Annotated in this window: 14 protein-coding genes; 7 read left to right on the top strand and 7 right to left on the bottom strand. The window is 46.4% G+C overall.

Annotation, left to right across the window (positions count from 1 at the left end):
* Nucleotides 1-128: 128 nt before the first annotated feature.
* From Q0Z62_RS06725 to Q0Z62_RS06715, 3 genes are all read right to left on the bottom strand, one after another.
* Nucleotides 129-1,007: a hydrolase or metal-binding protein gene (locus Q0Z62_RS06725; RefSeq protein WP_298052513.1), complete on the bottom strand. Its 879-nt coding sequence runs from the start codon at nucleotides 1,005-1,007 to the stop codon at nucleotides 129-131.
* 97 nt (nucleotides 1,008-1,104) lie between these two features.
* Nucleotides 1,105-2,109, bottom strand: a complete 1,005-nt coding sequence (locus Q0Z62_RS06720) for a lambda-exonuclease family protein (RefSeq protein WP_298052510.1) — start codon at nucleotides 2,107-2,109, stop codon at nucleotides 1,105-1,107.
* 105 nt (nucleotides 2,110-2,214) lie between these two features.
* Nucleotides 2,215-2,565: a hypothetical protein gene (locus Q0Z62_RS06715; RefSeq protein WP_298052507.1), complete on the bottom strand. Its 351-nt coding sequence runs from the start codon at nucleotides 2,563-2,565 to the stop codon at nucleotides 2,215-2,217.
* 177 nt (nucleotides 2,566-2,742) lie between these two features.
* Between Q0Z62_RS06715 and Q0Z62_RS06710 the strand changes: the two genes are divergently transcribed.
* Both Q0Z62_RS06710 and Q0Z62_RS06705 read left to right on the top strand, forming a co-directional pair.
* Nucleotides 2,743-3,102, top strand: coding sequence for a hypothetical protein (locus Q0Z62_RS06710; protein ID WP_298052504.1), 360 nt, complete (start codon nucleotides 2,743-2,745; stop codon nucleotides 3,100-3,102).
* Nucleotides 3,103-3,175: 73 nt separating this feature from the next.
* Nucleotides 3,176-4,243 carry a PDDEXK nuclease domain-containing protein gene (locus tag Q0Z62_RS06705; protein ID WP_298052501.1) on the top strand — a complete coding sequence of 356 codons (1,068 nt, stop codon included), beginning with the start codon at nucleotides 3,176-3,178 and terminating at the stop codon, nucleotides 4,241-4,243.
* Nucleotides 4,244-4,331: 88 nt separating this feature from the next.
* Here the strand turns inward: Q0Z62_RS06705 and Q0Z62_RS06700 are convergent, their stop codons facing one another.
* A complete protein-coding gene (locus tag Q0Z62_RS06700) occupies nucleotides 4,332-5,258 on the bottom strand; it encodes a YicC/YloC family endoribonuclease (RefSeq protein ID WP_298052498.1) in 927 nt (308 codons plus the stop codon).
* 85 nt (nucleotides 5,259-5,343) lie between these two features.
* Between Q0Z62_RS06700 and rph the strand changes: the two genes are divergently transcribed.
* The 5 genes from rph (at nucleotide 5,344) to Q0Z62_RS06675 (ending at nucleotide 9,919) form a co-directional block, all read left to right on the top strand.
* Nucleotides 5,344-6,087, top strand: coding sequence for a ribonuclease PH (gene rph / locus Q0Z62_RS06695; RefSeq protein WP_269902176.1), 744 nt, complete (start codon nucleotides 5,344-5,346; stop codon nucleotides 6,085-6,087).
* A 26-nt stretch (nucleotides 6,088-6,113) separates the two neighbouring features.
* Nucleotides 6,114-6,719, top strand: a complete 606-nt coding sequence (gene rdgB / locus Q0Z62_RS06690; protein WP_269902056.1) for an RdgB/HAM1 family non-canonical purine NTP pyrophosphatase — start codon at nucleotides 6,114-6,116, stop codon at nucleotides 6,717-6,719.
* Entirely contained in the window at nucleotides 6,716-7,918 is a 1,203-nt protein-coding gene (gene hemW, locus Q0Z62_RS06685) for a radical SAM family heme chaperone HemW (RefSeq protein WP_298052495.1), read from the top strand. The genes rdgB and hemW overlap by 4 nt, the downstream gene beginning before the upstream one ends.
* A 125-nt stretch (nucleotides 7,919-8,043) precedes the next feature.
* Complete coding sequence (gene glnA, locus Q0Z62_RS06680; protein ID WP_269902054.1) at nucleotides 8,044-9,459, top strand: type I glutamate--ammonia ligase; 1,416 nt, start codon at nucleotides 8,044-8,046, stop codon at nucleotides 9,457-9,459.
* 160 nt (nucleotides 9,460-9,619) lie between these two features.
* A complete protein-coding gene (locus Q0Z62_RS06675; protein WP_298052490.1) occupies nucleotides 9,620-9,919 on the top strand; it encodes a hypothetical protein in 300 nt (99 codons plus the stop codon).
* A gap of 8 nt (nucleotides 9,920-9,927) precedes the next feature.
* On the opposite strand, the gene Q0Z62_RS06670 is transcribed toward Q0Z62_RS06675, so the two are convergent.
* From Q0Z62_RS06670 to Q0Z62_RS06660, 3 genes are all read right to left on the bottom strand, one after another.
* A complete protein-coding gene (locus Q0Z62_RS06670) occupies nucleotides 9,928-10,710 on the bottom strand; it encodes an ABC transporter ATP-binding protein (RefSeq protein WP_269902175.1) in 783 nt (260 codons plus the stop codon).
* Nucleotides 10,711-10,731: 21 nt separating this feature from the next.
* Complete coding sequence (locus tag Q0Z62_RS06665) at nucleotides 10,732-12,390, bottom strand: iron ABC transporter permease (RefSeq protein ID WP_298052517.1); 1,659 nt, start codon at nucleotides 12,388-12,390, stop codon at nucleotides 10,732-10,734.
* Between the two features lie 88 nt (nucleotides 12,391-12,478).
* A complete protein-coding gene (locus Q0Z62_RS06660) occupies nucleotides 12,479-13,519 on the bottom strand; it encodes a Fe(3+) ABC transporter substrate-binding protein (protein ID WP_269902052.1) in 1,041 nt (346 codons plus the stop codon).
* Between the last annotated feature and the right edge of the window lie 47 nt (nucleotides 13,520-13,566).

The raw sequence follows: 13,566 nt of genomic DNA, 5'->3' as shown, positions 1-13,566 counted from the left end.
GTGGATTCCATGATGTACATACCAGCCTGATCGCTGGCTTTGAGTTTGTGATAACGCATGATGTGTTTCCTTTAGACGTAAAAAAGCCACCGTCAGGGGTGGCGTTAGGTAGTGATTGAATGCTTTGATTAACTTTTAATAGCGTTCAGCTTCGAGACTAAAGACTGTGTAGCGGTTTCATTGGTCTGAGGTGAGGTGCTGCTTTGCTCTGGATAAAACTCTTCCATCACTTCTGCCGATTCTTCATTACTGTCCTCAAAGGCTCCATTACTAAAGCCAAGCCGTGCGGCGTCATCTAAGGCGCGTTGGTCGTAACCGGCTTGTAGGCGTTGCTCATGGAGTGCCTTGGCTTCACTGATGGCTTCCTCTAGGCTGAGTCCGTCACGAATGGTCATGTCCACGTAGTAGATGGCAGAGCGATAGCTCATGGTGGTACTTTTACCGCGCAGTCGTAGTTCTAACGGCATACACGCTAAAAGACCACCTGATACGGCTTGATAGTAGTTAAGACGGGCGGCTAAGGTGCGGATGCTGTTGTAGCCGGTGGTTCTGAATATAAACGTACCTAGCTCATCTTCAGCCTCGCCTTCAATACGTACATTCAAGCGACCATAGGGCTTACAGTGACCACCTTGAGCAATGTCACAGCCTTCGGGTGAAGGACAAGCTAAGGTCTGCATGCCGCTGTTGGTATAGCGCTTACAGGTTTCTCCATTGCCTACGCATAAAGGTCTGCCACTGGCTCGGTCAAACATACTGTACTCAGCACGTAGATTCAGTTCAGGTTCATTGAAGAGCAATTTAATCGGAATGGTGCGTAGCTTCTTATTGCCATCTCGTAAGGCCTCATCCAAGGGGTGAAGGATCCAGCCGTCTTTGGTTTGCACTTGGCTAGTGATGGTGAATTGATCGTCTTTTTCGGGTAGGCGTTTCCCTTTCTTTTCCACCACACGACCGATAGCGATACGGCCTAGTGTAGGCGGGGTAATCATTAATCCTTTGATCATGATTTTATCCTTAAATATAAAAGCAACATAAAAAGCCAGCCTATCCATTTAGGACGGGCTGGCCTTATGCCGTAAATTGAAAAGTGAGTGAGTAGTGTTAGCCTTGCACTAAAAAGCGACGACTCCCTGAGCGTGTCAAGCTGTACTGCTCTAGGAGTTCAGGGTGATCGGCTAAGAGACGTTTGGTATCTAAGACGGTGCTGTCTTTGCTGCGTCGCCATGTCACCGAGCCGGTTTCAAACTGCGCTTTACTGGCTGCGCCCATGGCTTCTTGGATTTGCTGCTTGAGTTGATCTTCGAGCTTCTTGTATTTATCTAGTTCAGCGCGTACGCTTTGTAGATCGCCAAATAAGGCCGACATGCGGCTGTCTTCGCTGTAGTCAACCTCAGTGCTGTCGTCGCTTGGGTAAAGCGCTTGTAGGGCCTTAGAAGCCGAGCTAGAGCCATCGGCAGGCGGTGGCGTATCGGTTTGTACGTAGTGCCAGAACTTGGCCTCCAACTCAATGAGTTTAGTGATGAGGGCTTCATCCCGTTCAATACGGTGGATCTCTAAATTCTGACCATTCATTAACACGGCCACATCTGCGGCTTGCTTCCCTGTCACGGCCAGCTGATGCTGCACTTGTATCTGCACATACTCCGGTACGCCATCACGCCATAGCCGTGCGCCAAACTCCCCAGCCGTTTTGCATTCTAAGATTTGCACCTCATCCGTCCCCACGACTTCGCGGTCAATGTTAGCGAGCATCCATGACTTATCGGGGTCAGGGTGTTGCAGAACCGCATTCACACGCCTAACGCGATTGCCCGTGTGGGTTTGGTACTGCTTCGCCACTAAAGGCTCTAGTTGATTGCCCCAGTGCATGGGTGCATAGCCAGCACTATCTTCATTAGGCATAGAGGTAGTGTCTCTACCTGTCTTAATCATCCAAAGCTCAAGTTGCGATTGATAGGGGTTGAGGCCAATGGCGGCGGCCGCATCACTGCTGCCTATGCCTTGTTTACGTACATCTAGCCATTCGTCATGCGTAATGGATTTAGTGTTGATTAAACGTAAGGCAGGGCGGTAAGGGGTCTGTTGTGGTAAGGGTTGTATTTGCATGAGAAAACTCCAAGACGTAAAAAAGCCCGATGCGGGTGAGGCATCGGGCGATAAGAGAAATAAATGAAAATCGTAGTAGTGGGGATGTGACTGTTTAGGCAATCATCAATGTGGTTTGCTCAAGTGATAAGAAACACAGCTAAAGGTGTAGTCGCAATCAATGCACTTGTAGTTATCAAAGATCGCTTGATCCAATGCATCACCGAAGGCTGCGCCTGCTGTACATCCGGCAAGCCCACCAACTAGGCCACCAATGATGGCGCTTAGTATCGTTTGAGGGGAGGGGGTTTGATCAGATAGATGCTTCACGGCAAAGGTAGCACCAGTCGTTACACCGCTTAGCGCAGCAGCGCTAACGCCTGCAGCAGCACCAATGCTGCCACCAATTTTACGGCCAAGGTGTTGGGTGTAAATTTTGTCAGAGTGACAGTGAGGGCAAGAGGGGGTAGAGGGCATCAGAATCTCTCCTAAGTAAAATAAAGGCAAAGCCAAAAGGCTCTGCCTGTTCATAGGAGTGATATAGGTATGAAAAAATCTGGAATTCAAAAAAAGGAAGGGGAGGTATAAATATTGGTATCATAATGCTTATGTCTTATTCAAGCCTGAGGCTTTCCTTTGTTTTCAAAAACCAACATGAAAAATAAAGCTAAAAAACAAGGCGCAGAGGCTTTGACTCCAGCTAGAGATGAAAGAAAGCAGGAGCTAGAAGCTTACCTACAAACAAAGGCCACTTCTTATTTGCCTGCTTTAGAAAAGGTCACAACGCTTATAGATGGATTTGAGTCTCCATTTGGAATGGAGTTGTTATCAACAGTTGACTGGCTCTTATATAAAGAGAATGTGGCTCATGATGAAGAGTCCTTACTTAACGGGGTACGAAGCTGGCCAGCAGGCCCTAGGTGGGCTCAGCGTAAGTTAAAGATTTTTGATCGTTCTAGTCTGACACTGGCTTTAACCCATTTAGAAGCAGCCGGGTTAGAGGCGCATATCTAATTGAAATATAAGTAAATTCTGTAGATGCTGACTCTCTAGTACAAAACAACAGCTCAAATATAAAGGCGAATCAATGAGTAAAGAAAATAAAACGGGGAGTGTAGCTGATCCGAGTCAACTAGCCAGCTTGATAGAACCCATCGCACAGATTATTGAAGCAGCACGCAGTGAAGTACGGTATGCAGTTAATCAGGCCATGGTGCAAAGCTATTGGCAGATTGGGCAAATCATTGTTGAGCAAGAGCAGCAAGGTCAAGAGCGTGCGGAGTACGGCACCCAACAATTAAAACAGCTATCAGCTGCACTGACGGACCGCTTAGGCAAAGGCTTTGATGTAACGAACTTGCGTAATATGCGGCGTTTTTATTTGGCTTTTCCAATTTGGGAGACAGTGTCTCTCGAATTGAGCTGGTCTCATTACAATGCGTTATCCCGCGTGGAAAACGCGAGTGCTCGTGAGTGGTATCAGCAAGAAGCGGTCACGCAAAATTGGAGCGTACGAGCCCTAGACAGACAGATCAGTAAACTCTATTACGAACGCTTATTAGCCAGCAAAGACAGAGCCTTAGTTGAACAAGAGGCGAAGACGCAAACAGAGCCTTTAGCAGAAAGCGTTCAAGACTACCTGCGTGATCCTTACATCTTAGACTTTCTAAACCTGCAAGATAAAACCTACCAAGAAAGTGAGATAGAGCAAGCCATCATTAGCAACATCCAACAGTTTTTACTAGAGCTCGGTAAGGGCTTTGCGTTTGTGGAGCGTCAGCAGCGTATTCGTTTTGATGATGAGGACTTCTATATTGATTTGGTGTTTTACAACTTTAAGTTGAAATGCTTCTTATTAGTGGATCTAAAACTCGGTAAACTAAAACATCAAGACGTAGGACAGATGGACACCTATGTACGCCTTTATGATGAGCAGCATAAAGGCGACGATGACAATCCAACTATTGGCTTAGTCCTTTGCAGTGAAAAAAGCGAAGCCGTAGTGAAGTATTCAGTCTTAGCGGATAAAAAGCAATTGTTTTCCGCGAAGTACCTGCCTTATTTGCCTACAGAGGAAGAGTTAAAGCAGGAGTTAGAGCGAGAACATGCCAATGCAATTAAGCATCTATCAGGTAATAATAAGTCTCATTCTTAATAAAGCTGAATAGTAATATTCTTGTACCCACCACTTTTTACTTGATACAGGTGGGTAATCTGTTGCTCTCAGCTCAGCCCCCTAGCCATCACTCAATATTCTGCGCCTGTTCTCTGAGCTGCTCAATCATTAACTTTAAATCAATGGCGGCGCGAGTGACTTCAATAGAACCCGCTTTGGAGCCCAGAGTGTTGGCTTCGCGATTCATTTCTTGAAATAAAAAGTCCAGGCGCTTACCTATGCTGCCTTGGCGTGTGCGGGATTTTTGATTGGCGGTATTGCCTGTGTTCAAAATATGTGAGAGCTCGTTAATGTGGGAGCGTAGTCGTGTGATTTCCTCTGCCACATCGATGCGCAAGGCAAAGAGTGAGGATTCTTGGGCGATACGTGCGGAGAGTTCTTCGCCGCTAATTTGAGCAAAACCATCCGGGCTGACATTGGCAAGGGCTTCGGTTAGGCGATGTGTGATTTTTTGTTGGTGCTCTATCAATAGGGCAGGTAGATGGGCTTCGACTTCGTTGACTAAATCCGTCATTTGGTCTGCAACCTCTAGCATGACGTGGGCTAAGCGTTGGCCTTCGCGTTGTTTGGCTTCATCTAAGTCCGCCAAGGCTGCGCGTAGGTTTTGTTGAATAGCGGGGAGCCAAGTGTCATGGTCTAAACCTTGCTCTTGATTGTTTAAGGCAATGACTTCGCTTAGGCGTGGGGCAGGGATATCAGCAATCACAGCACGGGCCGCTTGGAGCTGAGAGGCTAGTTGTTCTAGAAGTGCAGGATGTAGTTGGTTTTTTTCAGCATTAAACGCCCGTTGAAAATTCACCCGTAGCTCGACTTTGCCCCGTTGTAATGATTGGCCTAGTATTTCTCGGATAGAGGCCTCGCTAAAACGAAGTTCTTCGGGCAGGCGTAGGTGTAAATCAAGGTAGCGATTATTGACGCTACGAATTTCCATTTGGATAGCACCTAGCTCAAGCTCTGTGCGCGTATTGGCAAACGCCGTCATGCTGCGAATCATAATGTTCCTTTGACTAAATGTCCTAAGCCTCTATTGTAGGCTAGACCGTTGCTCGTAGTACACTAGGGCTTTTAAGGGGAAGATGATGAGCGAAACTCAACGCGCCAATGGGCGTGATGTTAAGGAACTACGAGCCGTTGAAATTCAAACCGGATTTAGTAAGTACGCCGAAGGCTCTGTATTGATTAAAATGGGGGAAACCCATGTGCTCTGCAATGCCAGTGTGTTAGATAAAGTGCCTCCTTTTCTGCGTGGCAAAGAGCAAGGGTGGGTCACGGCAGAGTACGGTATGTTACCTCGCTCTACGCATACTCGTTCTGATCGAGAGGCAGCCAGAGGCAAACAAAGCGGTCGCACTCAGGAAATTCAACGTTTAATTGGGCGTAGTTTACGTGGTGTGTTTGATTTATCTGCTTTAGGTGAGCGCACTATTCAAATTGACTGTGATGTATTGCAGGCGGATGGGGGCACACGTTGTGCCAGTATTACTGGTGCGTGGGTGGCGGCCGCATTGGCGGTAAATCGTTTATTAGAAAACGATTTAATTACCACTAATCCCATTATTGATCAGGTGGCAGCGGTGTCTGTCGGTATGATCGCAGGCCAAGCCTTATTGGATTTGGATTATGTTGAGGATTCGGGGTGTGATGCTGATGTCAATATTGTGATGAATGGTGCGATGCATTTTGTTGAGGTCCAAGGGACGTCCGAAGGCCGCTGTTTTGATCGCAGTGAGCTCAATACCTTATTAGATTATGCTCAACAAGGGGTAGGGCAGTTGTTGCTGCTACAGAAACAAGCTTTGGCTAACGAAGGTGTTCATTATTAATTTTATTGAGTTATTCCCTTATTTTTATGCAAAAAATTGTTTTAGCTTCAAATAATGCAGGTAAGTTGGCTGAGTTTCAGTCATTGTTTGATGTTTTGCAGCTTGAGGTCATTCCACAAGGGCAGTTAGGGGTGTCTGAAGCCGAGGAGCCGTTTGGTACTTTTGTTGAAAATGCGTTGGCTAAGGCCCGTCACGCGAGTGCTGCCACAGGATTGCCTGCGGTAGCTGATGATTCTGGCTTGTCTGTATTAGCGCTAAATGGCGCACCGGGTGTGTATTCAGCACGTTATGCGGCAATGAATGACGCAGGGAAAGGGGACGCTGATAATAATGCGCTATTGTTGGCAACGATGCAGGGCCAGAGCAGTCGCAAAGCGTGCTTTGTGTCTGTGTTAGTTTATGTCAGTAACCCACAGGACCCTAGGCCGATTATTGCAGAAGGGGTGTGGTGGGGCGAGATCGCAAATGAGCCCAAAGGAGATAATGGCTTTGGCTATGATCCGTTGTTCTTTGTGCCTGATTTGGACTGTACAGCAGCTCAGTTATCTGCTGAACAAAAAAATCATTTTAGTCATCGAGCCCAAGCGTTAAAAATCTTAGTGAAACGTTTGGCTGAAACACAAACGCCATGATAGAGACTCCGACGGTTCGAATTCGGGCAGGGGGGGCAACCGAACGTCCCCTTTTACGCCTATTGCCCCCACTGGCTTTATATGTGCATGTGCCGTGGTGCGTACGAAAATGCCCCTATTGCGATTTTAACTCTCATAAAACGCCAGAGGTATTGCCCGAAGAGGCCTATTTAGCAGCATTACGAGCCGACTTAGAGCAGGCTTTGCCTCTTATTTGGGGGCGTCAGGTTGTGTCGGTGTTTATTGGTGGAGGCACGCCTAGCTTATTAAGTGCCTCGGCGATTAACGAAATGTTAAGCATGCTACGAGCCTATTTGCCTTTGCAACCCACAGCTGAAATTACGTTAGAGGCAAACCCTGGAACCGCTGAGGCTGCACGATTTAGTGCCTATGGTCAAAGTGGGATTACGCGTATTTCCTTAGGCATTCAAAGTTTTAATGATCAGGCATTGCAGTCATTAGGTCGTATTCACGATGCGGCTCAAGCAAAAGCGGCAATAGGGTTTGCTTTAGATGCGGTAGAACGGGTTAATTTGGACGTTATGTATGCCTTACCCCAGCAAACCGTACAAGAGGCTTTGTTTGATATACAAACGGCCTTGAGCTTTGATACTTCTCATTTATCGCTCTATCACTTAACTCTAGAACCCAATACGGTTTTTGCTAAATACCCTCCTGTCTTACCGTCAGATGATGACAGTGCAGAGATGCAAGATGCCTTGATTCAGCTAACAGCAGATCATGGTTATGAGCACTACGAGGTGTCTGCTTATGCAAAACCTGGCTTCCAAGCAGAACATAACCGTAATTATTGGGAGTTTGGTGACTATTTAGGAATTGGGCCGGGGGCGCACAGCAAACTGTCCTTTCCTGATCGAATTGTGCGCCAATCACGGGTACGTAATCCGCAAAGCTGGATGGATCAGGCCGTATTACGAAATGAGACCCATTTAGCTGAAAACCGCACGGTGGATGCAGAGGATTTACCTTTTGAATTTATGCTCAACGCGTTGCGGCTACGAGATGGTGTGCCTGCGACGTATTTCGAAGAACGCACGGGGCAATCATTAGCGGTGATTTTACCCACTATTCGTAAGGCAATAGATAAAGGTTTGTTAGACCCTCATCCATCACGGATTAAAGCGTCAGACTTAGGTTGGCGTTTTTTAACTGACTTACAAGAACTTTTCTTAGATTAAGTCTATCGTGTTTGTTGTATATCTATACAGAAAAAAGCTACGTGTCACACGTAGAATGATTTAAAATTGAGATGTAGGTATTAGCTATGTAGCTAATTCCGTTTTGCTAATTATTTGGAGCCCTCATGTCTACCGCCGATGAAATCCTGAAAAGGATTGCTGAAAACGACATTGCTTTTGTGGATTTTCGCTTTACTGATACTCAGGGCCGCGAACACCACTTGACTATTCCTGCGCATCGTTTTGACGAGGACCTAATCGAAGGGGGGATTCCTTTTGATGGTTCTTCTATGCCTGGTTGGAAAGGCATAGAGGCTTCTGATATGTTATTGATGCCTGATTTGGATAGTGTGCGTTTTGATCCCTTTCGCGAAGAGCCCACCTTAGTCTTTAGTTGTGATGTAGTCGATCCTGCTGACTTAAATGGCTACGATCGGGACCCGCGTTCCATCGCTAAACGAGCCGAAATGTACTTACAGTCCACGGGTATTGGTGATACGGCTTACTTTGGTCCTGAACCTGAGTTCTTTGTTTTTGATGGTATCCGCTGGAATGATGATCCCTCAGGCAGCTTTGTGGAAATTGATTCCAGCACGGCGCCTTGGGCTACAGGAACTAAATACGAGAATCGCAAAAACCTAGGTTATAGGCCTGGACATAAAGGCGGTTACTCACCTGTACCTCCTGTAGATCAGCACCACGATTTGCGCTCAGAGATGTGTTTGTTACTTGAGCAACAAGGTGTGCCCGTTGAAATTCATCATTCCGAGGTCGCCGCCGCTGGTCAGTTGGAAATTGGTACCACGTTTTCTACCCTAGTCAAACGCGCAGACTGGAATCAAATTTTAAAATACACGGTACATGGTGTGGCCCATGTCTATGGGAAAACCGCTACCTTTATGCCTAAGCCCGTTATTGGTGATAATGGTTCGGGTATGCATGTGCATCAGTCCATCTGGAAAGATGGGGTGAACGTTTTTGCGGGTGATGGTTACGCCGGTTTATCAGAAACAGCGCTGTATTACATTGGTGGCATTATTCATCATGCTCGTGCATTAAATGCCATTACAAACCCAACCACTAATTCCTACAAACGATTAGTACCGCATTTTGAGGCGCCAGTTAAATTGGCCTACTCGGCACGAAATCGTTCGGCATCTATTCGTATTCCGTATGTGAGCAGTCCTAAAGCTCGGCGCGTAGAGGCACGTTTCCCTGATCCAATGGCTAATCCTTATTTAGCCTTTGCTGCGTTGTTAATGGCGGGGCTGGATGGAATCCAAAATAAAATTCATCCCGGTGATGCGGCAGACAAAAACCTCTATGATTTGCCTCCCGAAGAAGACGCAAAAATCCCAACTGTTTGTCATTCACTAGAGCAAGCATTGGATTATTTAGATCAAGATCGTGAGTTCTTGACTCGGGGCGGTGTGTTTAGCAATGAGATGTTAGATGCTTATATTGAACTCAAACGCCAAGAAGTCAATCGTTTACGTATGACGCCACATCCGGTTGAGTTTGATATGTATTACACGTTATAGACTAATTCAGTGAACTATCCCCAAAAAGTCGATTTTTCAATCTGAATTTTTGGGGATTTTTTATATCTATAAAGGGTAAAGCTTTGTCATAATTGCTCAATCATTTTTTTCTACGGGCCTATATACTGCAAGACATCTGAATCATTGTAAGAGGCGTAGAATGAAAATCACTCAGTGGGTTATGGCAGCTGCTTTACTAGGTATGTCGTATGCGGCTAGTGCAGATTCGTGGCATGGTCATCATGGGGGCAGAGGGCATCATCATGGAAAACCATCCAGTTATGAGTACTGGGATGGCAATTGCAAGGTAAAAAGAGAATACAAACGGAACGGGCGCTATAAAGAAAAACGCGATTGTCGTCCTTCTGAGCGCTATTCACGTCGTCATCGCGACGATCATCGTTATGGTATTAATTTGCCTTCAATTATTATAGAGCCCGTCATCCGTATTGGGGGCTAAGGGCTTAGCTAGGCGGCTTCACCACGAGTCAGTGCTTGCGCCCGTTGGCTTAATAGGGCTTCACGACGTACAAAATCCGACACAAAGTCATTAACTGGATTGTTGTGTAGCCCATAGGCCGTATCCCATTGCACAATACGGCCATCTTTCATTACGCCAATTCGGTCCGCGATAGCAAAGGCTTCAGCTTGATTATGCGTCACTAAAATAGCGGTTAAGCCCGTCTTTTGTAAGATTTCCCTAACCTCAAAGGCAAGACGCTCTCGTGTATCTACATCTAAATTAGAAAACGGCTCATCCAATAATAATAAGGACGGCTCAGGGGCTAGGGCTCTAGCTAAGGCAACCCGTTGTTGTTGGCCCCCAGATAGCTCATGAGGAAAGCGAGTTGCGAGATCCTCAAGACCAACGAGATGTAACATTTCAGCAATACGGTGTTGGCGTTGTTGTTTCTCTTGTTTACGTAAGCCAAAACCTATGTTTTTTTCAACACTGAGATGAGGGAACAGAGCATAGTCTTGAAACATCATGCCCACATTTCTTTTTTCAGGTACTACTGTTTCTGTGGCTGAAGACAGAAGTCGATTGTCGAGGTGGATAGAGCCTGTACGTAGTGGTTCAAATCCAGCAATTGCACGTAGTACAGTTGTTTTGCCGCAGCCTGAAGAACCAAGTAAGCAACCAATATGGCCTTTTGTGAGCTGTAAATCTAATTGATTCACGACAGTTTTTAGACCTTGGGCTGTGTGATAAGCCAGAGAAATGTGTTGTAAATCTAAATAGGTATCAATTGACATACAGACTATCCATATTTATGCATGACGAGTATTAAGCTGGGACTTGGCCAGCAGGACGACCGGGATAAGACCAGCAATGACAATGGCCAAAGCGGCGACGGCGCCCTCTTCGTAAGTGCCTCTAGCAGCCTCTGCATATAACCAAGTAGCTAGGGTTTCAAAGTTCATGGGGCGCAGCATTAACGTAGCCGGTAGTTCTTTCATGGCATCTACGAAAATGAGCAAGGCTGCAGCACCAATCGCTGGACGCAATAGGGGTAGATGCACCCGTTTTAATGTGCCGCCAGGGCTTTCACCAAGTAAACGAGAGGCCTGCTCAATAGAGGGCGGAATACGAGCCAAGCCCGCCTCTATACCACCTGCAGAGATAGCGAGGAATCGAATGGCATACACCATGACTAAAGCAGTGGTGGAGCCCATTAAAAACAGTTGTGGTGGTGTTTCTGTAAACCAGTTCAATATGCGATTCAAGGTGCTATCAAAGAACACCAGAGGGCTCAACATACCTATGGCTAAAACGGTACCTGGTACAGCATAGCCCATAGAGGATAAACGGGATAACGTAACGGCTAAACCTTGTTTTTGTCCATAACGAATGGTACGAGCTGCCCACGCAACGATAAGACCAGCGGCAATGGTGGCTGCAGTAGCAACAAAAGCGATGCGTACCGTATTCCAAGCGCTGGAGAGTAACTGTTCTGACACGGCCCCTGTGAGGTGAATATGTTTGTAACTTTCACTGATTAAATAGAGCGCAGGTGCAACAAAGCCAATCAGAATAGGAGCCCATCCTAAAGCCATAGCGATCAGGGCTGAGCTGCCTTTTAAGGCAAAGGGCTGTACCGGGTGTGAGCGTTGGTTTTGGCTATAACGTTGATGGCGTCGGCCATAACGCTCAATAAGAATAAGCGCCACAACTAAGGCCAACATCGATAGGGCAATTTGGGCGGCCCCAGCTAAATCAGAGCGAGTTACCCACGTTGTATAAATAGAAACGGTGAGAGTTTGAATGCCTAAAAACTCAGAGGCCCCTATATCATTTAATGTCTCTAGTAACGCTAAGCTGACACCGACTGCTACCGCAGGCCTAGCCATAGGCAGAGCAACACGGTAAAAAACACTGCGCTGATTTTCGCCTAAGACCCGTGCGGCTTCTAGAAGACTAGCGGCTTGAGTCGCAAACATGGCTCGGGTGCTTAAATACACATAGGGGTATAAAACAAAGCCTAATAAGAAAATAGCGCCAGGCAAGGAGCGTAAGTCAGGCAAGCGGAATTGGCGCGGGCTACTGTAGCCTAAGAGATCACGAATGACGGATTGTACTGGGCCAATCGGATGCAAAATATCCAGATAAGCAAAGGCCACAATATAGGTAGGAACAGCTAAAGGCAGCAAAAGAGCCCATGACAGCACCCCCCTAGTGGGAAATTGATAGGCCGTAATTAACCATGCACTACCGACCCCTAACGCTGTTACCAAGATACCTACGCCTAGCAACAGCAATACCGTATTGCTAAAAGCGACAGGAAGAACATGATTCAAGAGATGTTGCCAATGCTCGGTGGAGCCTTGAAACGCGTGCCATCCTAGAACGAGCACAGGGGCTAAAACAATAGTGGTGATTAGCAAGGCAGCAATTAGCCAGACCTTGCCCACGCTTTGCTGCGAGCGCATAGAAAACAGTACAAAAAGAGGTTTATAAATGCACAGAGGCCGCTGAGCCTGTAAAACAGAGTCAGCGGCCTGAGTAGACGATTTTTTATTAGTTGTTAAAACCAACTTTATCTACTAGTTCGCTAGCAAGTTTACGGTGCTTGGCGATTTCTGTGAGGGGTAGGTTATCAACGGTGAGTTCACCAAAGCTGGCAACTACAGGATCTAGTTCTACACCTGCTTTTACTGGGTACTCATAGTTAGCTTTAGCGTAGAGGCTTTGGGCTTTATCAGAAACCAAGTATTCCAGTAGTTTAACTGCATTGTCTTTGTTAGGTGCATATTTTGCCACGGAAGCGCCAGAAATATTCACATGCGTGCCGCCACTTTCCTTAAATGTAGGACGAATGACCTTAATGGCCTCGCCCCATTTAAAGGCGTCAGATTTAGGATCATCGTTTTTCATGCGCCCTACGTAGTAGGCATTGGCAATACCTACATCACAAATACCACCTAAAATATCACGGGCTACGTCTCGATCGCCACCAGCCGCTTTGCGACCTAAGTTTGCTTTAACGTCTTTAAGCCATTTTTCGGTGGCTTCAGGGCCATTATGAGCAATCATGGCAGCAATCATAGCTGTGTTATAAGGGTGCTGACCAGAGCGAATACATACCTTTCCTTTCCAACGGGGGTCCGCAAAGTCTTCGTAGGTGAGCTCTTTTACGTCATCTAAATCAGCGGCTACGTACGCGACACGATCACGCATCGATAAAGAAAACCATTGATTATCTTTACCTCGTAGATTTTCAGGAATAGCCTCAGTTAATGGCTTGGAGTCTACGGGTTGGGTAATACCAGCCTCGACTAGATCTAACAAGTTACCAATATCTACTGTCATTAAAATATCGGCTGGGGACTGTTCACCCTCTGTTTTGACGCGCTCAATCAATCCGTCTTTGACGAATACGGTATTAACGTTGATATTCGTGTCTGCCGTAAATGACTCTAATAAAGGCAGAATGAGACGAGGTTCGCGAGTGGTGTATAGGTTGATTTCATCTGCAGCAAAAACTGGAGCAGCGGTAAGCCCAACAGAAATCAAAGCAAAACTACCCATCAACGTGCGAATCGAAGATTTTAAGCGCATTCATTAACTCCAAGAGTGACGAAATAAATAACACAATTCTAAATGAT

It is taken from the genome of uncultured Paenalcaligenes sp. (assembly GCF_947630565.1).
Taxonomy (GTDB): domain Bacteria; phylum Pseudomonadota; class Gammaproteobacteria; order Burkholderiales; family Burkholderiaceae_B; genus Paenalcaligenes; species Paenalcaligenes faecalis.
The sequence above is the reverse complement of the archived record's forward strand: the minus strand, read 5'-3'. Positions and strand labels throughout refer to the sequence as shown.